At 48.3% G+C, this 23662-nt stretch carries 18 protein-coding genes; 1 reads left to right on the top strand and 17 read right to left on the bottom strand.

What is annotated here, in order from left to right:
* Positions 1-229: 229 nt before the first annotated feature.
* From Q0R37_RS05240 to Q0R37_RS05160, 17 genes are all read right to left on the bottom strand, one after another.
* Positions 230-1447 carry an FtsQ-type POTRA domain-containing protein gene (locus Q0R37_RS05240; protein WP_294752193.1) on the bottom strand — a complete coding sequence of 406 codons (1218 nt, stop codon included), beginning with the start codon at positions 1445-1447 and terminating at the stop codon, positions 230-232.
* A 22-nt stretch (positions 1448-1469) separates the two neighbouring features.
* Complete coding sequence (gene murA / locus Q0R37_RS05235) at positions 1470-2729, bottom strand: UDP-N-acetylglucosamine 1-carboxyvinyltransferase (protein WP_294752191.1); 1260 nt, start codon at positions 2727-2729, stop codon at positions 1470-1472.
* Between the two features lie 52 nt (positions 2730-2781).
* Positions 2782-3654: an alpha/beta hydrolase gene (locus tag Q0R37_RS05230; protein WP_294752189.1), complete on the bottom strand. Its 873-nt coding sequence runs from the start codon at positions 3652-3654 to the stop codon at positions 2782-2784.
* Entirely contained in the window at positions 3651-4784 is a 1134-nt protein-coding gene (murG, locus tag Q0R37_RS05225; protein WP_294752188.1) for an undecaprenyldiphospho-muramoylpentapeptide beta-N-acetylglucosaminyltransferase, read from the bottom strand. The genes Q0R37_RS05230 and murG overlap by 4 nt, the downstream gene beginning before the upstream one ends.
* Before the next feature lie 2 nt (positions 4785-4786).
* Positions 4787-6067 carry a putative peptidoglycan glycosyltransferase FtsW gene (locus tag Q0R37_RS05220; protein WP_294752186.1) on the bottom strand — a complete coding sequence of 427 codons (1281 nt, stop codon included), beginning with the start codon at positions 6065-6067 and terminating at the stop codon, positions 4787-4789.
* Between the two features lie 34 nt (positions 6068-6101).
* Complete coding sequence (mraY, locus tag Q0R37_RS05215) at positions 6102-7139, bottom strand: phospho-N-acetylmuramoyl-pentapeptide-transferase (RefSeq protein ID WP_294752185.1); 1038 nt, start codon at positions 7137-7139, stop codon at positions 6102-6104.
* A 30-nt stretch (positions 7140-7169) separates the two neighbouring features.
* The gene (locus tag Q0R37_RS05210; protein ID WP_294752183.1) at positions 7170-8609 is read right to left on the bottom strand and encodes a UDP-N-acetylmuramoyl-L-alanyl-D-glutamate--2,6-diaminopimelate ligase; all 1440 of its coding nucleotides are present in this window, start codon (positions 8607-8609) and stop codon (positions 7170-7172) included.
* Positions 8610-8678: 69 nt separating this feature from the next.
* The gene (locus Q0R37_RS05205) at positions 8679-11099 is read right to left on the bottom strand and encodes a penicillin-binding transpeptidase domain-containing protein (RefSeq protein WP_294752181.1); all 2421 of its coding nucleotides are present in this window, start codon (positions 11097-11099) and stop codon (positions 8679-8681) included.
* 324 nt (positions 11100-11423) lie between these two features.
* Positions 11424-11924: a hypothetical protein gene (locus Q0R37_RS05200; RefSeq protein WP_294752180.1), complete on the bottom strand. Its 501-nt coding sequence runs from the start codon at positions 11922-11924 to the stop codon at positions 11424-11426.
* Positions 11917-12858, bottom strand: a complete 942-nt coding sequence (gene rsmH / locus Q0R37_RS05195) for a 16S rRNA (cytosine(1402)-N(4))-methyltransferase RsmH (protein WP_294752178.1) — start codon at positions 12856-12858, stop codon at positions 11917-11919. Before rsmH ends, Q0R37_RS05200 begins: the two co-directional genes overlap by 8 nt.
* Before the next feature lie 59 nt (positions 12859-12917).
* The gene (locus Q0R37_RS05190) at positions 12918-13349 is read right to left on the bottom strand and encodes a division/cell wall cluster transcriptional repressor MraZ (RefSeq protein ID WP_294752176.1); all 432 of its coding nucleotides are present in this window, start codon (positions 13347-13349) and stop codon (positions 12918-12920) included.
* Between the two features lie 411 nt (positions 13350-13760).
* Positions 13761-15062, bottom strand: coding sequence for a SpoIID/LytB domain-containing protein (locus tag Q0R37_RS05185; protein ID WP_294752174.1), 1302 nt, complete (start codon positions 15060-15062; stop codon positions 13761-13763).
* Positions 15063-15092: 30 nt separating this feature from the next.
* On the bottom strand, positions 15093-16046 hold the full coding sequence (locus tag Q0R37_RS05180; RefSeq protein ID WP_294752172.1) for a class B sortase: 954 nt from the start codon (positions 16044-16046) through the stop codon (positions 15093-15095).
* Positions 16047-16052: 6 nt separating this feature from the next.
* Entirely contained in the window at positions 16053-17807 is a 1755-nt protein-coding gene (gene srtB / locus Q0R37_RS05175; protein ID WP_294752171.1) for a class B sortase, read from the bottom strand.
* The gene (locus Q0R37_RS05170) at positions 17807-18343 is read right to left on the bottom strand and encodes a CinA family protein (protein WP_294752169.1); all 537 of its coding nucleotides are present in this window, start codon (positions 18341-18343) and stop codon (positions 17807-17809) included. The genes srtB and Q0R37_RS05170 overlap by 1 nt, the downstream gene beginning before the upstream one ends.
* Before the next feature lie 69 nt (positions 18344-18412).
* The gene (gene thiI / locus Q0R37_RS05165) at positions 18413-19591 is read right to left on the bottom strand and encodes a tRNA uracil 4-sulfurtransferase ThiI (protein ID WP_294752167.1); all 1179 of its coding nucleotides are present in this window, start codon (positions 19589-19591) and stop codon (positions 18413-18415) included.
* 229 nt (positions 19592-19820) lie between these two features.
* Positions 19821-20951: a cysteine desulfurase family protein gene (locus Q0R37_RS05160; protein WP_294752165.1), complete on the bottom strand. Its 1131-nt coding sequence runs from the start codon at positions 20949-20951 to the stop codon at positions 19821-19823.
* Positions 20952-21138: 187 nt separating this feature from the next.
* Between Q0R37_RS05160 and Q0R37_RS05155 the strand changes: the two genes are divergently transcribed.
* Entirely contained in the window at positions 21139-23661 is a 2523-nt protein-coding gene (locus Q0R37_RS05155; RefSeq protein WP_294752163.1) for a YfhO family protein, read from the top strand.
* Position 23662 lies beyond the last annotated feature (1 nt).

Genomic DNA, 23662 nt, shown 5'->3' with positions numbered 1-23662 from the left:
ACATCGGGTTCGAGTGTTTCCTCATAATTGAAATCTGACATTTGAACTCCTCCTACTATTTATATTATCCTTTAATTCATCTAAATTTATATATCAGTCTATAAATACACTTTATATTTTAGCATAATGCAGCATTTTTTTCAAGTCCTAATTAAACATTTTTTATTTTCAGCGAATTTAACAAGAACAAGCGGTAGAAACACAGCGTTTTGTACAGGAGAAAATTTACTCACCATTGAGTATCCTGAGCGCCGCTGTTGTCGGAATATCCGCTGTAGGCCGTGGTCTCGGCTATGTAGCCGCTGTCGTCGCCGCCGCTCCACCGGCTTCCGTCGTCGTAGCCGCCTGCACTGTTGTCGGACCATTGTGTAGCAGGAGTTTCTGTCCATTGTCCCGAGCTGTTGTCGGACCACTGATTTCCGCTATAATCCGTCCATTGGCCCGAACTGTCGTCCGACCACTGATCCGAACTGTAATCTGTCCACTGATCGCTGCTGTTTCCTGTATAATTCGGCGCAGTTGTCTGTGATTCAGTCCTGCGGTTGTTGTTCTTTTTCTCAAAATCGGCTTCCTGTTCGGGATTTCTCTCGCCCTTTATGGGATTGCCGTATTCATCGGTAAGAGGCTCTGTGGTAGTTTCGGCACCTCCCGGCACGGAAACAGGTCCGTCATTGAGCCTGAAGCTGCACTGATTTGTGCCTATCATAGTGAGATAGCCCTTTTTGCCCTTTACATCTTCCTGCTTCATGACATTCTCGGCAAGACTGAGCTTATACTCCACATCGTTCCAGTTGCCCATTTTAAAGATCATTTCGTTCTTGTACTTGACCATTATGGAGTGTTCGTCGCTCATATCCACAGTCATTATCTTGTCGTCGCCCATTTTCACAATGCTTGCGATAAGAGCCTCAAAGGCTTCGTTCTTGTGCTTGTTTTCGGAAGCGGCAAGCTTACCCGGGGTCTTATCCGCAGGATCAAGTCCGTATATTATGGGAAGATCGGGGGTTATAAAGTTGTTGTCGGCAAGTATCTTTCCTTTTTTGCTCACAAGAAGAGTTCCGCTGCCGTAATTGACATTGAATGCGGGGATACAGCGTGTCACTGTTATCTCAAGCGCCGACGGAAATTTCCTGTCCACGTCCGCACTCTCCACATACAGGAGCTTGTCAAGTATGCGCTGAGCGCTTTTTTTGCAGTCAAGCCGCAGGAGATTATCCCCCTCTTTTATGCCCGAGGCTTCCACTATCTCCTCTGCCGTATACATATCGGACTGTCCTGCCACACGTATCTCGCTTATATTGAATAAAAACGTGTAGCTAATGGTTATGCCCGCAGTAAGAACGAGCAGTATGACCACAAGTCCGTATACGTTCGTCCATCTCTGACGCCTTCTTATGCGCTTTCGGCTGTTCTGCCTTTCAACACTGGTCTTTTCAACGTCTTTCATACATTCTCCATATCTTTCCGCCTCAGCTTCGGCGAATATCTCCGCCTAACCTGCTTACGGCTTCTTCCATTTTTTCATATCCTCTGTCAATATGACATATCTTTGTTATCTCGGAGCTTCCCTCAGCGCAGAGCGCCGCTATGACCATTGCGGCTCCGCCGCGGAGATCGGTGGCTTCGACCTTTGCTCCGCGGAGCCTTTCAACTCCCTTGACCACAGCGACCTTGCCGAGGACCTGTATATCGGCTCCCATTTTTATGAGGGCTTCCGTATGCCTGTATCGGCAGTCGAATATGTTCTCCTCAAACACACTTGTACCGTCTGCGGCTGCAAGTGCCGCCATGAGCACCGCCTGAGCGTCCGTGGGAAAGCCCGGGTGAGGCATTGTCCTTATCCTGTCCCTTACAGCTCTCAGCCGTGAACCGCTGCGAAGATATATCTTTTTTTCAGATGTATAAATACTGCATCCCGTCTGCTCGAGCACCGATAAAAACGGCTCGGTCTCGGGGATACAGGCATTTGTAAGTATAAGCTCGCCCTTTGTCGCAGCTGCCATGGAAAGGTAAGTAGCCGCTACTATCCTGTCGGGCATTATTGTATATTCACAGCCGTGAAGCTGTTGTTTTCCTCTTATAATGATGCGGCTCTCGCCGTCGCCCTTTATGTCGGCACCGCAGCTCCTTAGAAAAGAGCAGAGGTCGCGTATCTCGGGCTCACGCGCCGCATTGTTTATGACCGTTTCACCCTCGGCTGTAACAGCGCAGAGGATAATGTTCTCGGTAGCTCCCACTGAGGGGAAGGCAAGGTTTATCTTTGCGCCCCTTGCTCTGCCCGAAGCGGCTCTGCATATGATGCTTCCCCCGCTTTCACGGATATCTACGCCCATTTTACCGAGTGCGGATATGTGCATATCTATGGGACGCGGTCCGAGCTCGCAGCCTCCGGGAACGCTTACTGTACACTCCCCTGTCCTGCCCAGCATTGCGCCCATAAAGATTATGGACGAGCGCATTTCACGCATGAGCTCCTCGGATACAGCCGTTTCCGAGATCACGGAGGAGTCTATAGACGCGGTATTCTCCGAAAAAGTACACCTGCACCCCACACAGTTGAGTATCCTTGAAGCCGCATAAACGTCGGTCAGGCTCGGACAGCTGTGCAGCGTACATTCGCCGCAGCACAGCAGCGACGCAGCCATTATGGGCAGGGAGCTGTTTTTGCTTCCCTGCAAGGCAAGCTCGCCTCTCAGCCTCCTGCCGCCGTTTATTATGAATTTCTGCATTATACCACCCCACAGCATTTTTATGTATTGTATGCCTGTGGTGCGGATTATGTTACAGATCAAAGTTATGATCTATGAATTTTATGAACGTCTCCGACATTTCATCGGGGATAAACGCGTACATCATATGTCCCTTGTCGGACAGATGTACTTCTCCGCCGCATTTCGCAGCATAATCCATTCCAGCCTGCCGCCATGACAGCTTTTTGGACAGTGTTTTCATGTCGCTTATGTAAAAACAGCACGGACATATCAATATGCCCGTATTGTATGCTTTCTTTGCATTTTCAGTCATCAGAAGAGCTTCTTCCGTGTACTCATCATTGGCTATATTCCTGTAGAAAAGCTCTCTGTATACTTTCTTTTCTTCGTCATCGAGCTCACTGCCGCTGAGAAGTCCCGAGACATTTTCCAGCTTATTTTTCAGCAGCTTTGTTATCAGACCGCCCTTTGCGACCTTTTGCATCACCTTCTGCTGCTTTTTTACCATAGCACAGCGCTTTTCCTCACCGATCTCCTTAGACTGCGAAACAGCCATATCGGGAATGCCCATATCCATGCTGAGTACTGCTTTAACCTCCTCGGGATATGTATTAGACCAGTATACAGCCTCAAATCCCGAATAAGAATGAGCTGCGAGAGCATAAGGCGGCTCAATGCCTGCCTTTCGCAGTGCCTCCCTGTCCTCGGAAACGAGATTTTCAAGTGTTCGCGGAGTTTTCGCACTTCCGCTGAAGCCGTAGCCTGCTTTCTCTATGACCGCAATGCGGTATTTCTCGGACATTCTCCTGTAGATCGGCTTATACTCAAGCACAGGACAGGTCACGCCGCTGCCTGCCATAAAAACTATGGTGAGAGTGCCGCTGCCCTCGGTATACACATTAAGCTCTGTCCCGTTTACCGTAACCTTATTTGTCAGGTTCATTTTTGCGCCTTTGCAATGAGCTTTTCAACTACTTCGAGTATGCGCTCATTTGTATCGGAAAGATGAAGCTTTGCCGCGCTTTCAGACATTTCCCTGACCTTTGCGCTGTCGCCGTAGAGCTTCTCTATCTCTGCTATCATTTTCTCGTTGGTAACGTCTTTCTGCTCGATGACTACTGCCGCTCCCGCATTGCCGAGGACCATTGCGTTGTGGTACTGGTGATTTCCCGCAACTATGGGGGACGGTATCAGTATGGAAGCCTTTCCCGCCGCTTCAAGCTCGGCAAGGGTGGAAGCTCCCGAACGGCAGATAACAAGGTCAGCTGCTGCGAGACAAACGTCCATATCGTTTATATACTCGGTAATACGCAGTCTGTCGGACTTAAGCGGTATACCTGCGGATTTCATGGCCTGCGGAAAAGACTCCTTTCCCATGCCGCCGTAGCCGTGGATATGGTTTATATCAAGCTTTTTGCCTGTATGCCATTTTATGACCTCAGTCATGGTGTCGTTGATACAGCCTGCACCGAGGCTTCCGCCGAAGGAAAGTATAGTGAAGCTGTCGTCGAAACCGAGCTTCTTACGGGCCTCCTCACGGCTCATGGTATTTATGCTGCTCCTTACGGGAAGTCCCGTAACGCTGTACTCGAACTTGCTCTCATCCATGAACTTGAGTGCTTCCTTAACGGTGAGCATAACATAGTCCACTTCTTTTGAGAGGAGCTTATTCGTAACGCCCGGGTACGCATTCTGCTCGTGGATAGCGGCAGGTATGCCCATTCTTGCGGCTTTTCTTATGACAGGTCCTGCTGCATAGCCGCCTGTACCGATAGCGATATCGGGCTTGAAGCCCTCTATTATCTGCTTTGCTCTCCTGCCCGATGTGACAAGATAGGCAAGAGCCTTTGCGTTCCTGCCTATATTTTCAAGGGATATCTTTCTCTGAAAGCCTGCGACCTTGATAGTCTCAAGCTTATAGCCTGCCTTTGGGACAAGCTTTGACTCCATTCCCTTGGGAGTTCCCGCAAAGAGGAATTCTGCATCGGGATACTTTTTCTTTATGATATCTGCTATGGCCAGTCCCGGGTTGATATGTCCGCCCGTTCCGCCGCACGCGATAAGCACTTTCATTCTCATGCTCCTTTTGGCTCAGCAGTTTTCACTCTGCGCCCTGTTCTCTTTTTCCCCGCAGTTTTTGCTTTTTCGTCGGGATAGTACCTCTGCTGGGATATATTCAGCATTATTCCCATTTCCGCAAGCTGCATTATAAGCGCGGTTCCGCCGTAGCTGAAAAACGGCAGGCTTATTCCCGTATTCGGTACGAGATTGCTTACAACGGCAAGGTTGAGCACCGTCTGTATGCCAATCTGTGTGGTGATACCCACCGCTATGAGCATACCGAAGCGGTCCTTGCAGCGGACTGCTATAGAATATCCCTCAACAACAAGAAGGAAGAATACGATTATTATTGCAAGAGCTCCCGCAAAGCCGAGCTCCTCGCATACTATCGGGAAAACGAAGTCGTTCTTTGTTTCGGGGAGGTAAAGGTACTTCTGACGGGAGTTTCCGAGACCGAGCCCGAAAAGTCCGCCCGAACCGATGGCGATAAGGGAGTTTCCCGTCTGCCACGAATCGCCCAGCTTATCCTCAAAGGGCGCCTGCCATGCGTTGATACGCTTGCTTACGTAGCTTCCCGGGATCTGCGCCTGCCATGAGATATAGGCTATGGCAACGCCGAGAGCCGCTGCACCGAGGCCGAGAAAATGCTTCTTGTTGACTCCGCCGCAGAGTATCATGGCTACGGCGATAGTACCGAGAAGGATACAGCCCGAGATATGCTTCTCAAGGACGATGAGCACAAGGTATACACCAAGTATCAGCGCATACTTCACTACTCCCGTCTTGAAGGTATTCATTTTCCTGCCGTCGCGCTCCATGCTGTAGGCAAAGAATATTATCAGAGCAAGCTTCGCTACCTCCGACGGCTGAAGGTTCAGAGGTCCAATATCTATCCATCTTCTCGCGCCCATTGAACCGCCCTCATCGTTACCAATGAGAAGTACTGCAATGAGCAGAACGATACCGCCGAAATACAGAAAGCTTGCAATGTTGAGCTTCTTGAGTATGGGCAGCTTTATGTTCTTGAAGTTGTGATAGTCCATCTTCATAAAAAAAATCATGGCGATGAAGCCGATAACAGCGTGCTTCGCCTGATTTTTCGCATAGAAAAGACCGTCACCGTCGTGCTCGCTGTATGCCCATGCATAGCTTGCGGAGGACATCATTACGATACCCACTACGAGCAGTATCATAACATAAGCAAAGAACGAAAGACTGAGGTCTCCGCGCCTGCCGCCCGAGAATGGGTTAAGGTCGGCAAAGCGCTTTTTTGTATTTTTTTTGCTTGAAGCCATTTTTTCTCCTTATGGTCCGATCATATTTGCAGTATCAGAATACCAGCAGTGTAATTATTCCCAAAACTCCGAAAATAATGCCGCAGAGCGAAAAAGTTATCACGATCTTATACTCGCTGAAGCCGCTCATTTCAAAGTGGTGATGTATAGGCGTCATTTTGAATATGCGTCTGCCCTCGCCGTACTTCTTCTTGGTATGCTTGAACCAGCACACCTGTATCATGACTGAAAGCGCTTCGAGGATATATACCATTGCAGCGAGTACGAGAAGCAGATGCTTGTGCAGAACAAGTCCCACAGCCGTTACCGATGCACCGAGGAACATCGAACCCGTATCGCCCATGAAACACTTGGCAGGGTTCAGGTTCCAGAGAAGGAAGCCGAGACAGCCGCCTGCAAGCGCCATAGTAAAGAAGGTCATCTCGTTCTCCTTAACTATTGAGGCAGCTACAGTGAATATCAGCATCGCTACAAATGTTACCGATCCGCAGAGACCGTCAACTCCGTCTGTGAGATTTACCGCATTCGTAAGGTATATTATCACAGCCATCATCAATACATAATAAAAAATGCCAAGTGACGGACTGGTCCAGAAGCCGAGGTCTATCTTTGTGGATCTGTCGCCGAAGCAGCGTATCGCAAAAAGAAATCCCACGGAGAATACCAGCTGCAGGACTATCTTCTGCCATGCAGTAAGTCCGTCATTGTTCTTTCTCGATATCTTTGTAAAGTCATCTATAAAGCCGATAAGTCCGAAGGAAGCAGCATAGACGATACAGCTGAGCATACGGTAGAAGGCGTTGAAGCTCTCCTTGTCGGTGGTATCTATACCGCCTCTCAGCCTGTATATCCAGTATCCTGCAATAGCAGCTATAATAGTCGAGATTATGAACATGAAACCGCCCATTGTGGGAGTTCCCTGCTTTTTGGCGTGCCATTTCGGGCCGTCCACAGTCTTTATAGGCTGGCCGAACTTTATCTTATGAAGGAAGGGTACAAGGAATATTCCCGATACTCCCGCTATCACAAAGGATAAAAGAACTGTTACAAGATTGATGATCCAGAAAGACATTGACATTTTTTCCAACAACTCCAGTTTTTCTTATTGATCGAGCAGTTTAAGTCCGTCTGCGACGACCTCGCGCTCGTCGAAATGGATATGCTCCATGCCTGCAAGGATCTGATAATCCTCATGTCCCTTGCCCGCAAGTACTATTATATCACCTTTCTCAGCAATTTTCAAGGCATGATATATAGCTTCTCTTCTGTCAGCCACAACATCATAGTTCACAGCCGTTCCATCAAGCCCTGCAAGTATGTCGTCAATAATGGCTTCAGGATCTTCGTTTCGCGGATTATCTGAGGTAACAATGAGCTTGTCAGCGTATTTTGCGGCAGCTTTTGCCATTTTCGGACGCTTTGCCGCATCACGGTTGCCGCCGCAGCCGAAAAGGCATATAAGATCGTTCTCGGTGTACTCCTTTACGCTCCTGAGAATATTCTCAATGGCGTCGGGAGTGTGGGCGTAGTCGCATATAACGGTAAAGTCCCTGCCCGTAGGTATGATCTCGCAGCGTCCCTTTACTCCGTTGTATTCCTCTATTGCGGGGATTATTCTCTCGATGGAGAGCCCCTCTTCAAGGCAGGCTGCAATGGCAGCTGTGATGTTTGACACGTTGAAAAGCCCGGGCATTCTCGTCTTTACAAGGTGGGACTTGCCGTCCCTGCAGAACCAGAAGCTTGAGCCTGTTGACTTTATCTTTATGCCGTCAGCATAGATATCGGCGTTCTCCTTTACGCTGAAGCCGTATTTCTTGCAGCTCACCTCGCCGAAAAGGCGCTTTCCGTAATCGTCGTCGGTGTTTATCACGGCGCAGTCACAGATGTCGAACAGCAGCTTCTTTGCCTGATAGTAGTCCTCCATGTCCTTGTGGTAGTCAAGGTGATCCTGCGTGAGATTGGTAAATACTGCCACATCAAAATAAGATGAGCCTATCCTGTACTGACAGAGTCCGAAGGAGGATACCTCCATGACCACATACTCGCAGCCTGCGTCAGCCATTTTTGCCAGCAAAGCCATGAAATCATAGGTCATGGGCGTTGTATTGTCGGTGTGGAGCACCTCGTCGCCTATCTCGTTCTGTATGGTACCCACAAGTCCTGTCTTGTGACCGTTCTTCATGAGGATATGCTTTATGACGTTTGTGATCGTGGTCTTACCGTTTGTACCCGTTACACCTATCATTTTCATCTTACGCTCGGGATGTCCGAACCATGCGGAGCATATCTGTCCGTAGAGCTTTCGTGAATTATCGGTAAGTATCTGTTTGTCGCCGAGTCCTAGATCACGCTCGCAGACTACTGCGGCTGCTCCCTTTTCAAGCATTTCCGCAGCGGCGGTATGTCCGTCAAAGTTTCCGCCCTTTACGCAGACAAAGAGGCTTCCCTCGGTCACCTTGCGCGTATCATCGGTCACGGAGCTTATCTCGGTATCGCCGATAGCTGTAACAGCATTATTTTCGATAAGATCACTTAATTTCATTTTGTCTGCCTCCTGTCTTTCTGTTTCTCTTTCTTTATATTTATCTCTGTATTTTTTCTTATTTATACGTCAGTCGGTAAATGTCTCGGTCTCGAATTCCAGCTCGATGACCGTTCCTCTCGGTACGTAAGAGCCGCCTGCAACGCTCTGCGACTTTACATAAGAGCCGTCCTGTGCGTTCAGGACGCCCTTTGCAACATAGTTCAGATCGTAGGCGCTGAGTGATTCGTTTGCTATCTGCGGTGAAACTCCGATAAGATACGGCACCTGCACCTTCTTTTCGGTCTCGCTGAGCTTCTCAGTATACAGGTAAATACAGCCGTCCTTTGCCATGGTCTTGCCTGTCATGGGCGACTGCTCGACAACTTCTATGCCGTTTCCGAATTCCTTATGCTTTATGCCCTTTTCATCAAGTATCCTTATCGCCTCGTCGATGCTTGAACCTGTAAGGATCGGGACCTTGATGTCGAGATTTTCAAGCTCTGCTTCATTGTACTCGGGGTTCATGCCGAGATACGGGAGTATCTCCTCGAGCATATCGGCAGCGCAGGGCTTTGCCACGGTGCTGCCGTAGTATCTCTGATCTCCCGCATAGGGCATATCGCCGATAACAAGAAGTATGAGCTCGGGATCGTCTGCGGGAGTAAAGCACATATATGAAGCTCCGTATTCAAGACCGCTTCCTTCGGTATCGTTGTTGTCATTGAGATTACGCATTACCTCGGGCTCGCTTCGTCTCTCTGAGGTTCCCGATTTTCCGCCGATAGCATATCCCTTTATGTACACGTTGCCCTTCTGGTTCTCGATCACTACCTTTTCAAGAGCATCTCGCATCTTTGCAGAGGTATCCTCTGATATGACCTGACGTCTTACGGTTCGCTCGTTCTTCATAACTATATTACCGTCGCTGTCAACAACTCTGTCGACCACATAGGGCGTAAGCAGATATCCGCCGTTAATAGCGGCGCTGCACGCGGTTATGAGCTCTATGGGAGTTACGGTCTCGCACTGTCCGAATGAGGAATATGCAAGGTCGATGTGTGTCATTGCGGCTCTGCCTTCTGTGTCAACAAGGGGCGGGATGTCGCCGTATGCTTCAGCAGGCAGGTCAATGCCTGTGGGTTCGAGGAAGCCGAATGCTTCAAAATAATTATGAAACCTGTCAACTCCGAGGAGCTTTCCGAGCTCCATGAAGGCAGGGTTGCAGGAGTCCTTGAGGGCACCCTGAAAGCTCTCCACGCCATGTCCGCCTCTGTCATGACAATGTATGGGGAAGTCTCGGTCTCCGTCCTTGAACATCTCGACACCGACACAGTAATGCGACCATGTTTCAGTATCTATGGTTTTTTCTTCAAGTGTTGCGGCAGCCGTTATGACCTTGAATACCGATCCCGGCTCGTAACGCTCGCTGATGCACTTGTTCTTTTTCTGCCTTTCCAGTACCTCTGATTCATATTTCTCCTCATCTTCCTCGGTAGGATTATATATAGCCTTCTCGGCGTATACCTTCTGAAGCAGCATATCCGTGGTCAGCTCACCGGGATTATTAAGGTCGTAGCTCGGATATGTAGCCATGCCAAGCACTGCGCCTGTTTTCGGATTCATGAGTATGGCACTGGCGCGGTTCTTTATGCTGAAATCATCAGCCATTTCCTTAAGGTGCTTTTCAAGGATATACTGTATCTCTCTGTCGATAGTCAGATAAACGTCAGAGCCGTCCTTCGGATCGTATGTCTTTGCATACTTGTACGGAAGCGCGTTTCCGTGAGAGTCCTTTGCGGATATCACTCTTCCGTCAACACCCGAAAGGTATTCGTTGTAGGAAGCCTCAACTCCGTAGAAAACATTTCCGTTGGTATAGCCGATAACGCTTGCAGCAAGGTCCTCCTGAGGGTAATAGCGCTTGGTATCCTCCTCATAGCCTATGGATACGAAGCCTAAGTCCTCAAAATAGCTGTATATCTCGTCAACAGTGTTCTTCTCGACCTTGTCCTTGAGCTTTACGTACTGGCCTTCCTTTTCGATGGCGTCCCTGAACTTTCTCTGGGGTATCTCAAGCTTAACCGAAATGAACTCGGTAGCCTGATCCACGACCTCGTCTATGGAAGCGGGAAGAGCGTCCTTTTCATTACCCTCTTCATCATACTGCGGGACATATTCGCCGTTTGCCTTGTCGATATTGCGCTTTTCTATGAGCTTTGAAAGTCTTTCCTTATCCTCCTTGAACTGCTTAGGATCGACAAAAACTGTATATACCGTTGCGCTCTTGGCAAGTGCCACTCCCTTTGCATCATATATAGAGCCTCTGTGTGCCGTTATGGACATAGAGGCAAAATGCTGGTCATTGGCTCTTTCCTGATACTCCTTGTTCTCGAGCACGGATATCTTGAAGAAATTTGCAGCTACAGCCGCAAAAAGTATACTGAACGCAGCTGTCATCACAAACTTGGTCCTGAACCGCATTGCATTTGACGGATTTGTATTTATCACTGAATAATCTTCCTTCCGTGATTAACTGGATAACTGTATAAATAAATAAAGGCAGGGTTTTTATTTGCCCCGCCTTTGAACATCTTATTTATCTTCTCGGATGTCCTTTTCTTTTGATACGACGAAGGATTTATCGCTATTCAAGCGTGGAATTGCCGTTCCCGGGCCCTTTTCACGCCCGAGCCCGGGAACCGCGATCCCTAAATTGATCACCCGCTGTATCTCCTTGTTCTACATATGACCTCGGCAGTTATATATTTTTCAGGTTGCCGATAGTATTCATTTTATACGGGGCAGTCCGTCTTTTTTATATTTATATTGGATCTACCCTCTGAAATATTCCACGCATCTGTCGAAAAAGGACTTTATTTTCGATATCAGGCCTTTTTCCTTCTCGGGAATAGTTACGACATCACCCGTCTGTATTTTGATATAGTTGATCTGTGAGGAGTTTATCTTCTCCATTCCAAGAGACTTCGCATATTCTTCTATGCTCTTGGCAGATACCTTTCCTTCAAGTTCAGACTGGAGTCTTACATTTTCGGCTGCGGTGCTTTCAAGCTTCTCGTTCAGTGCGAATACCTTGTTGTACATGGTATTGCGCTTATCAAGCGAATAGATCACCGAACCGAGCAGTGCGGCAGCTAAGACAGATACGAATATTATCATCATCAATGAACCGCTTCGGGCTTCATTCTTTGTCATACGTATCTCCTGCTTACGCTCAGCCTCATCGCGCATAACATCGCCGTCTCCGGTTGTCTCGTCCGTATCGGCATCGTCATAGCTTTCGTCCATATAATAGCGTACAGTGTTTTCAGCCATTGCTTTCCGCACTCCTTTCTATTATTCTGAGCTTTGCGCTTCTGCTTCTGTTGTTTCTTTCAAGTTCTTGTTCTTTAGCCTCTATGGGCTTTCTGTTCACAAGCATTCCCTGCGGCTTGTGTCCGCATACACACTGGGGAAAATCAGGCGGGCAAATACAGCCTCTGCACCATTCCGCGAACTTTTTCTTTACTATCCTGTCCTCTAAGGAATGGAAGGTTATAACAGCGAGGCGTCCACCTGCTTTCAGACTGAAGAATGCGTCCTCGAGACCTTTTTCAAGGTGCTCGAATTCTCCGTTGACTGCTATTCTTATCGCCTGAAATGTCTTTTTACATGGGTTCTTTTCACGTCTCGCCTTCTGAGGAACACTTTCTCTTATTATATCTGCAAGCTGCAATGTAGTCTCTATAGGCGAACCCTCCCTTGCGCTGACTATATTCGAGGCAATTCTTCTGGAGAATTTCTCTTCCCCGTACTCGAATATTATTCTTGCAAGCTCGGACTCGGAATAGGTATTCACAACATCCGCTGCGCTCATGCCTTCCTTGCTCATTCTCATATCGAGCGGAGCGTCGGAGTGGTATGAGAAGCCTCTGCTTCCCTCATCGAGCTGAAATGACGACACGCCGAGATCCATGAGGATACCGTCGGCATAGTCTATATCAAGTTCATCGAGGACTGCTCTTATCTCAGAATAATTTCTGTGCAGCACCCTTGCATTGGGATAGACAGACAGACGTTCCGTCGCTGCGGCGACTGCATCGGGATCTCTGTCAAGAGCGATAAGTCTGCCCTTTTCATTAAGGCGGGCAGCTATTGCAGAGGAGTGGCCTGCGCCTCCTGCGGTACCGTCAACATAGACACCGTCGGGACGTATATCAAGGCCTTCCAGACATTCCTCAAGCATAACAGGTATGTGGCTGAATTCCATTAGATATTTCTCTCCTTAGTTCCGATATATATTCGGACACAAAGACAAAAACGTCTGTATCAGAGAACAAGATCAGCAAGTGCATCGTTGATCTCGTCCTGTGAGATATTGCTGCTGAAACTCTCCCACTTGGACTTATTCCATATCTCAGCTCGGTTATTTGCGCCGATAACCACTACTTCGTCGGTTATCCCGGCATGGTCCCTGAGCTGCTGCGTGATAAAGATACGTCCCTGCTTATCGGGGACCTGCTTATCAGCGCCCGCAAGAAGTATACGTCTTATGTCGTCGCCCTTCTTACCGGGTAAGGAATGAAGCTTATTGCAGTATTCCTGAAATGCTTCAGGCGAGTAAACGGCGATATAGGAGTCATCATGTCCCTGGCAGAGAAAGAACTCCGCTCCGAGTATTTCGCGCAGCTTTGTGGGAAAGCTCATACGGCCCTTCTGATCTATGCTCGGGTAATAAGTACCGCACAACAGATCTGCCATAGAACTTCGCCTCGCTTTCTCGAAAACTCTTAGGAACGATTTACCCTAATTTGGAAAATTTCACTTCCAATCACCTTTTTTCACCCTAAAACCATTTTACCATTATTTTATGGAGAAAGCAAGTGGAGTTTTTTACAATTGTTAACGCAAAAATTCACTGTTTTTTGTGGATTTTGTTTAAACATTAACCAAAGCAAGAACAAACGTTTTTGTTATTGTTAATTGATTTTCTGAGTTTTTCACCTTTTTTCACCTTAGGGGATTAATTTCAGGTTTTTTTCACCTCTCGGCTTCACCTTTCATCACCCAAAAGGAGAAATAAGTCTTCGGATATACCAAGGCACTGCCCCATATTCATCCAAAGACTTATTTCTTTTGTTCTGTAATACTGTATCGGCACAAAGCCGTTTATCAATCATATGTATATGTAAGATTGAATTTTGAGGATTTAAGTCCCATCATCATAGAGAAGGGATATCCCTTTGCTGTTGTCTGTCCGTCGATGCTGACTTCCGTGACATATCCTGTCTGCTCTGAGTAAACAGGCTTTATCCAGTTGCCCGGATCGTCGGAAAGTGTTATATGGTATGCAGATTCAAGCTTTTTCTTTACTGTTTCTGCATCCATATATGTGACCGTTCCCCAGTGAGGATCGAATGCGGCGTCGTAATCGCTGGGCACACTTCTCAGATAGGGGTAATCCGCATAGAATACCTCATAGCAGTTTGCCGAGCAGCCGCCGCTTGAAGCGGAGAATACTGTCAGGGCATAGCTGCCGTCATAGAAAAGCGCTTCGCCGAGGACCTCGTTGCAGGCGTCGATAACTATTTGCGGCGGGTCTGCCTTTCCTCTAAGGTCACTGGAATCGTCGTGGTTATACTTAAGATAAGTATATACGGCAACTGCCTGTGCCTTGATAGCTTCATAAGAGAAGCTTCCGCCTACCTCGCGGTTTACTATCTCGGATACTACCTTAAGGGTATCTCCCGCAGGCTCGTGAGCAATAGTAAGCTCTTCCTCATCGGTCTCGCCTGTATTCATAAGGTAAGTACCGGGGTAATAGTGGAACAGGATATCCTGATATGTCCATCCTGCGTAAGCTGCATAGAAATTAGCGCCGTTCTGGCTCATTCCCACGCCGTGTCCCCAGCCGTATGTAACAAAGGCGAATTGTCCCGGCTTTGTATCAAGGTTGGGATCTGGCTGTGAAGAAGGTATATCTCCGACAGTAGCTCCCGAGGTAACGACCTCTACAGCTGTCGGGGTCTTTGTACGGCTGATGGCCGCATTCTTTGACAGAGTGGGCGTAGCCTTCCTGAGTGCATTTTTCTTCTTTGTAACAGCTTCCTCAAGAGCTTTGCGCTCTTCCTCGGAAAGACCCGCATAAGGGTCAACGGGCTCGCCTACCCTTGCCATTTCGGGAGTTGCGGGCTCGTAGCTTATAAGAGTAAGACTGGAATCGTAATCGCTGACATCAGCTTTTTCCCAGTCAGCGGGTGTATTCTGTTCCGCGTCCCCGTTTTCTGCGAGGGCTTCGGAAACTGCTTCAGTTATTTCGGATGTGGTATCAGCCGTTTCGGTTTCGGAAACTGCCGCAGCAGTTTCCTCTGCGGACGTACCGTCCTCCGCAATGGTGATGCCTGTAGAAGCCGAGAGCACCAATGCTCCCGAAGTGACAGCTGCTGCTCTTTTAAGCATTGTCTGTACCTTCATAACGATCTCCTTTTATTATATAGTAAGGCGTTACTGCTGAGGCTGCTCGGCAGCAGCCTGTTCAGCTGCTTCCTTTTCCTTCTGAGCCTGTAAAAAGGCTTCGGTATGCTGTATGGAATTGAGGTCTCCTGCGACCTCGCCCTCTCTCAGCCTTCTTGCGACAACAAGGAACCTTGAATTGTCCCAGTCCGCATAGCAGGTAGAGAGCGTCAGCAGTTTATCGCCGTATTTTACATCTATTCCCGTGTCTATACCCCATGTGCGCTTGCAGCAGTCGATATAGAAGTTGAAGTCCTCCTCATTATCCAGTTCTTCCATGTTCCAGTAGTGGAAATCGGTAGCGTCATAGGTTCCGCTGGTAACAAGGTAAGCGAATATAACATAATCGTAATCCCTGTAGTTGGAACTGAGCTTTATGAACGGATACTGATTGTAGAAATCAAAGCCTGCACGGTATTTTCTCAGTGAACCCATCATCGTGCCGTCATACCAGCTGTGGCCGTAGATAACGAGGTTCTCCGAATGTTCAAGATCATTGCTGCCGAAAATATCCCTGTAATCGGCAAAGAGCGTTCCCCTGTCATAGTACTGTCTGAAAAGGTCCTTTTCAAGATAGAACATATTCGGAGGATATGCGTCAGGTCCGTAGTACGGATCGTTTGCCTGTACCTCACCGGGGTCATGCACAAAAGGATAGTCCACCTGTGTACCGTCGATCTTGATATATCCCATTATATCCTTATTCAGTCTCCTGAGAGACTTTGTCCTTTCGCTTATGCCTGTTTCCGACGGAACGTACTTATACTTGTCCGACAGCTTTTTGGGCAGCTCGGTGGTCGGCTCGGTAACTGCTGTGGTGATCTGTTCACTGCTCGGAGTGGGGACAGATCTCTTTTCCTTGTTAAGCAGTACAGCTGCTGTTCCGAGACCTAAAGCCGCTGCACAGGCAGCGCAGGCCGAAATGTTCTTAAAAGCTTTGCTCATGGCTTATCACTTTCCTCCCTTTGGACCGTAAGGAACAAATTCCGCCTCAGGATAGTAATGTTCATTAGGATGTTCATCGTAATACAGCGTAGGCCACTTTATATTGGGATTGGGCTGGCTGTCCTGAGTACCCTTCATGGGGTCCTCACCCTCTCTTACCTGCCTTGCAAGTATGATAAGACGGGCTCGTTCGTCAGGAAGATAGCTGTTACAGGTGGAAAGTGTAAGAAGCGGATCGCCGTACTTGACGTCTACGTCGTTTGTGCGGATCGTCCTTCTCTTTGCTTCGTTGACGAAATTGTAAAAATCTTCCTCACTGTCAAAGTCGATATCGTTCCAGCATTCAAATTTGGTATCGGTATCATCGAAAGCATCAACTACGAAAAACGCAAATATCTTATACTGGTAATTCTCGTAATTGGAGCTGAGGTTTATAATGGGGTGAAGCCCGTAATATGCTTCGTTTCTGACATAGTATTTAAGGCATCCGAACATCTGGTCGTCGTACATATTGTGTCCGTAAATGATAAGATTATCGGAATTCGGACACTTCAGATAGCCGTCATCGTCCACTTCATCAAAGTGATTTCTGTAGTCGAGGAATATCTCTCCCGCAACATTTTCGCTGAGGTCGTACTTCCTTGTGAGGTACTTTTCATTGTCCTCAGCCTGTAAAACAGGGTTGTTCAAAGGTGTGTCGGGTATGCTTATTACTCCGACGATATCGCTGCTCAACTCGCGGAGCTTGCGCGCGCCCTCGAGCATGGTGTACTTTTTCCTTTTGTCCTCGTCTGTTTTCTTTACGGGAGTTTTCTTCTTTTCGGAAGCCGTATCGTATATCTCCATGATCTTCTCGGTCTTGTTCTTGCTTGACCACAGATCATAGTAGTAATCGCCCACCATGTATCCGCAGACAAAAATAGCTATGACCGAGCACAGAAATACGACTTTTCTTATGCACTCGCCGACGCTGTCTCCCTTATGCGGAAAAAGGTCGATGAGGCGCTGTTTGAAGCTTTTCTTCTTCTTTTTCTTCTTGGTTTTCTTCTTTTTTTCGGGAAATACGGCTTCTTCCGCCGCAGCTCCCGCAGCATCGGGGATTATATCCCTGTGCTGTGCCACTTTGCTTTCGTGCTCCGCCTCTTGTATATTTTCGGCGGCAGCAGCCTCGCTGTCTGTATTCCGAGCTCTTTCCTCAGCTGCTCTTACGATAGCCTCTTCAGAGATGACTCTGGTCGGCTCTTCGGCCTCATCAGGCTTTACGGAAAAGACTGCTTCAAGGTCTATATCCTCTTCCGGCTCCTCAGCTGACTCTTCGGATACCTCTGTAAAGTCCTCCACCTTATCAGTGACCGTATCTGCGACCTCTGTAAAGTCGCCTGCGATCTCCTCCGCTATCTCCTTGAGTTCCTCATGTGCGGGTGTCTCAAGTCCGTCAAGCAGATCGGATATATCGGGTGTGGTGCTTTCAGCGGCTTTCTCCGCAGCGTCGGCAGCTTCCGCAGCCATTCTGGCAGCCTCTGCCTTTTCGTAAGCTATAGCAGCGTCAAGCTCTTCAAGTATATCCGCCGCCGTTGCCATTTTCTTTTCCTTGGCTCTCATTATGCGGTCGGAGATACTCTCTGTATGTTCTGTTTCTGTTTTATTATCATAGGTCGTGGGAGCTACTTCCGCTTCACTGTGTATCGACCTTCTGATAGCTTTTATTTTTTCAGCTCTGCGCTGAGCCTCTGAGCTTTCTTCATTGAATCTGTCGCTCATCAGTCTGTAATCTCCTCCATCAGCATTTTTTCGACAATTTCAAAGGCATAAGCAGCGGCGCATTTTCGTATATTCGCCCTGCTCATGTCGCTGAGCTTACATAGCTCCGGCAGCTTTACAAATTCCCTGCCGCAAATATCGAAACCGATATAGACCGTTCCCACGGGTGTATCAGCAGTTCCGCCCGATGGACCTGCAATACCCGTCACGGAAACGCACACGTCTGCCCCTGAGCGCTGTTTCAGCCCTCTGACCATACTCAATGCCGTCTGTTCGCTCACCACGCCGAAAGCCCGAATAGTTTCGGCGGGAACTCCCAGAAATTCGGTCTTGATGCGCTCGGAATAAGTACATATCCCAAGCTCGAATACCGCAGACGCGCCCGATACTGATGTTATAAGCTCTGAAAGAAGTCCTCCCGTACAGCTCTCCGCTGTAGCTATGGTCAGACTTTTTCGTTCTAATAATTTTACAACATTTTCAACTGTTTTGTCAAGTTTATCGGTATCATATTCAGAAAATTTAACGCTTACCACTAAATCGCCGTCCTTGCTTTAGTTAATATCTCACAAAAATGATGTGATTAATTTGTGAAAAACTTAAAATTAATCTCCGTAATTGAAGGTCTTCATTATCGTTCCCTCAACGGCTTTCTGTATAAGCGGCTCAAAATCAAAGCTGTTCTGTGCTTTTTCGATATCCGCCAGCTGAGGTCTTACCTTCGGGTGACGTGGTGTGAACACAGTGCAGCAGTCCTCATAAGGGAGCACGGAAGTGTCAAATGTATCTATTTTACGCGCGATCTCGATTATCTCGGTCTTGTCCATGCCTACGCAGGGACGGAATACGGGTATACGGCATACAGCATCGGTGCAGACCATTGCTGCCATTGTCTGACTTGCCACCTGTCCCACGCTCTCGCCTGTGATAAGTGCAAGGCAGTTGTCCTTTTCGGCGATGCGCTGTGCTATCTCCATCATGAGCCTTCTCATTATAATAGTAAAAAACTCCTCGGGGCAGTGGTCCTTTATGGCTTCCTGAAGCTCGGTAAAGGGCACACAGTAGAAGGCGATGCCGCCGCAGTAGTCCGTAAGCTTCTGACAGAGCTGCTCGACCTTGAGCTGTGCACGGTCTGAGGTATAGGGCGGGCTCACATAGTGGATAGCCGTGATGTGTATTCCGCGCTTTGCCATCATATAGCCTGCTACAGGGCTGTCTATACCGCCTGACAGCAGAAGCATTGCCTTGCCGCTGCTTCCCACGGGAAGTCCTCCCGCGCCCTTGATATTCTCGGCGTGGACAAAGGCGTTCTCGTCGCGTATCTCAACAGTTACCGTGACCTCGGGGTTTTTTACGTCTACTGTAAGGTGCGGGAACTTTTCAAGAAGCTTTCCGCCAAGCTCCATGCATATCTCGGGGGATTTCATGGGAAAAGCCTTGTCCGAGCGCTTTGCGTTGACCTTGAAGGTCTTTGCACAGCTGAGTACATCCTCAAGGTACTCGTAGCTCTTGCTGCATATGTCATCGAAGTCCTTCTCGCATACGCAGGCGCGGCAGTAAGCCGCTATGCCGAATATCTTGCCTACGCGGTCAGCTGCCTCGTTGAGGTCGATATCCTCGTCCAGAGGAGTTATATATGTTGTGGACTGAGCGCTGGTCAGCTGAAAGTGACCGAGGGGCTTCAGTCTTCGCTTTATGTTCTTTATGAGCATATCCTCAAAGGTCTTTTTGTTGAGACCCTTCAGTGCCATTTCTCCGTATTTTACAAGTATCAGTTCTTTCATTCCGTTTCTCCTATACTATATTAATATGGGTTATGTGAAGATTATTGTGGTTTATTGAATGCCTGTCGTTCGCAATTGCTTATTATACCACAAACGCAAATTCAGTCAAGACTGTAACAAGCGCCGTAAACAGCGGTCTTGACAGAATTTGTGTTTGTAGTTCGAGGCAATTACGCAAACGCCCAGCCACTTCCGACCACCAAAAAAAGTTATTTACCCTTAATGTGTATTATCCTCTCACCTTTTCCATGCCCTCGCGGAGAGCCTTGCAGAAGATATCAAGCTCCTCCTCGGTGGTCTCGGCGGTCATGCTTACCCTCAGAGCGCTGTCCGCACGTTTGTCCTTTATTCCGAACTGTCCGAGGACTCCGCTCTGCTGTCCCTTTGAACAGGCAGAACCGCTGGAAACATATATCTCCCTGCTTTCGAGAAAGTGCAGCATTATCTCCGAGCGCTTGCCAACTGCCGAAATATTCACCACATAAGGCGAGCCGTCCTCGGGAGAGTTCACAGTTACTCCCTCTATACCGCTGAGCTTGTCCAGCAGATAAGCTTTTAGTCCGCTTACCTTTTCATAGCGCTCCGTTATCGTGGGAGAAAGCTTCTTCACAGCCGCTCCGAAAGCCGCTATCATGGGAACGCTCTCAGTACCCGAGCGTATGCCCTTTTCCTGCTTGCCGCCCGTTATAACGGGAAGTACGCGGACTCCTTTTTTAATGTATAAAGCTCCCACGCCCTTGCCGCCGTGTATCTTGTGACCGCTGAGGGATATAAGATCGGCGCAGAGCGCATTTGCCCTGACAGGCAGCTTCATGAAAGCCTGTACGCAGTCCGTATGGGTGATGATATCGGGATATTTGCGCTTTACCGCGGAAAATGTCTCCTTTACGGGGAGAATATAGCCTGTTTCGTTATTTACGTACATCATGCTGATAAGGCAGGTATCATCATCGCAGGCACTGACAAAGTCAGCCGCATAGTACCGCCCGTCCTCACGGGGAGAAACTCTCACGATCTCAAAGCCCTTTGCTCCGAGGTCTGCGGCAGTCTCCTCAACGGAAGCGTGCTCAACCGCAGAAATGACTATCTTTTTTCTCTTTCTTCCGTAAGCAGCCGAAGCTCCGCGGAGTGCAAGATTATTGCTCTCGGTAGCGCCCGATGTAAAGTATATATTATCGCTGTCAGCGCCTATTGCCGAAGCTATGGCTTTTCTTGCGTCGTCAACGAGCAGCTGGGCATTAAGTCCCGCACGGTGGAGCGACGAGGGATTGCCGTATTTTTCGGCCATTGCGACCACAGCCGCCGCGACAGCTTCCGCGCAGGGCTTTGTGGTAGCCGCATTGTCAAGGTAAACTTCCATTTCCGTAATTCATTCCTTTGTCATAAACATTCTTTTTATTATACCACACTATTAAAAAAAAAGCAACCGCCGCACTGCATAAGCGGACAAAATATGAAAAATCGAAAATATATTCGTTTTTTGTTGCATTTCCGAGCCGTTTGTGGTATAATTCATATGTATATCTGTTTTTAAAGGAGACACTATTGTGAAAAGGAGCTTTATGACGCACGGCTGTACAAAAGAAAAATACCTGACAGCATTCCTCATAGGCTTCGGAACTATGCTGTTCTCGCTGCTTCCCATGATGCTGACGGAGCATGGGTATTTCATATACTACGGCGACTACAACGCCCAGCAGATACCCTTTTACTGCCTTGCGAACTCGGCGGTGCGGAGCGGTCAGTTCGGCTGGAACTGGCTCACGGATCTCGGCTCGGACTTCATGACCTCATACTCCTTCTACCTGTTCGGAAGTCCCTTTTTCTGGCTGACAGCCCTTCTTCCCCGAAGTCTTATGCTCTATGCAATGCCTGTTGTGCTCGCTTTAAAGCACGGCACGGCTTCCTTGACCGCCTATGCTTTTATACGCAGGTTTGTCCGCGGGAAAAATGCCGCTCTCACGGGAGCTCTGCTCTATTCCTTCTCGGGATTTCAGATATACAACGTATTTTTCAATCATTTTCAGGACGTTACCGCATTTTTCCCCCTGATGCTCATAGCGCTGGAGGAATGCGTGAACAACCGACGCCGAGGCGTTTTTGCACTGACAACTGCGCTTATGGCGTGTATAAACTACTATTTCTTTGCAGGTCAGGCGGTATTCCTCGTTATTTACTTCCTTTGCCGCATGAAAAATCCTGATTTCCGCATATCATGGCGCGGCTTCCTGCGGCTTCTTGCCGAAGCAGTCCTCGGAACCCTTATGTCAGCGTTCATTCTTCTCCCGTCGGCTATGGCGCTTATAGGGAATTCCCGGCTGAACGAGCACCTTTACGGTACGGAAATGATATCCTACGCAGACAGAACCCTCGTACCGCATATAATACAGAGCTTCTTCATGCCCTGCGATCCCCCGGGATACCCCATACTTTTCAGTCAGAACTATGAAACATGGGCTTCCATAGGCGGATACCTGCCGCTGTTCTCCATGACAGGCGTCATATCCTTCATGCATATGAGGAAAAAGCACTGGGCTTCAAGGCTCACGGCGGTATGCATATTATTCGCATTCGTTCCCGTGCTCAACTCGCTTTTTCAGGCGCTCAACTCCTACTATTATGCACGCTGGTTCTATATGCCAATACTGATAATGGCTATGATGACCGCACATACCCTTGACGACGAAGGCTCCGACAGCTTCATCGGACTTAAAGCCAGCGCCGCAGTGCTGGCGGTATATGCAGTTATCGGCATACTTCCGAGAAAGCCCGAAAACGGCGAAAAACCGAAGCTTTTCTCCATGCCCGATGATATCCCGTATTTCTGGGCAACTGTCGCAGCGGCGGCAGTGCTCCTCGTCTGTGCATATCATATACTGCGAAGAAAGAAAAAGGGTACGCTGAGCACAGCTTTCATGGTATTTGTCACATCAGCGGCGTCCATAATATGTATGTTCACCACAACACTTTACTCCGCAAGCAGCGTAAGCTCCGCAGAGCACTACATTGACACCTTCATAGACTATGAGGACGAGGTCTGCGAAAAGACCGACAGCAGCAATTTCTTCCGCACAGATACGGGCTTCAACACCGAGAACGCCTCTATGATATGGGGACTTCCCTCCATAAGAGCGTTTCACAGCGTTGTCTCACCGTCCATAATGGACTTCTACAGCTTTATCGGCATAAGGCGTGACGTTGCTTCAAGGCCTTCACTGCATCACTACGGACTGAGGAGCCTCCTCTCCGTCAAATACTTCTACAAGGAGAAGTCAGAGGGAAACAGCTACAGCAGCCTTGTTTCGGGAGTATCCTCCGAACAGACAAGACATACGAATAACGATCCCGAGGAAGAGGACATCAGCAGCGTTATCATACCCGATGAGCTTACAGGCTTTGAATACGTGGGTGATACAGCAAATTTCGAGGTATATGAAAACAAGTTCTTCATTCCCATGGGCTGGGCTTACGATTCATATATCACTCAGGCGGAAGCAAGAAAGAAAAGCCCCGTCCAGCGCGAGGTCATAATGATAAGGTCACTTGTCCTCACAGATGAACAGGCTGAAAAATACAGGGATATTCTTACGGAGTTCGACCCTGAGTACTACCCTGCCATAAACCGTAAGACCTACGAGTTTTTCTGCCGCCAGAAGCAGCAGTGCTGCGCCGAGAGCTTTTCATACGACTCAAAGGGATTCCGCTCAGTGATCGAACTTGAAAGTCCTCAGCTCGTATTTTTCAGCGTTCCCTGCAGCAGCGGCTGGAGCGCCGAGGTAAACGGCAGAAAAGCCGATATAGAACGGGTGAACGAGGGATTTATGGCTGTAAGAGCCGATAAGGGAAAGAATAATATCGTTTTCCGTTACAGGACCCCCTACCTCAGTGAGGGTATCATAATAAGCGCCTGCGCAGCGGCAGTACTCATACTTTACCTGCTCATTTTCCGCAAAAAGGGCGGCAAAAATGAGCCTTATCCATTCAGGCACTTCTACGGCTATACTTCATGTCAGAAAATAAAGGCCGCACAGGAGCACTGTGACAGTCTTTTCAATAAAAAGGAGAAATGAT

The organism is uncultured Ruminococcus sp. (genome assembly GCF_946415235.1).
Taxonomy (GTDB): domain Bacteria; phylum Bacillota; class Clostridia; order Oscillospirales; family Ruminococcaceae; genus Ruminococcus.
This window is presented reverse-complemented; position numbering and strand designations above follow the sequence as displayed.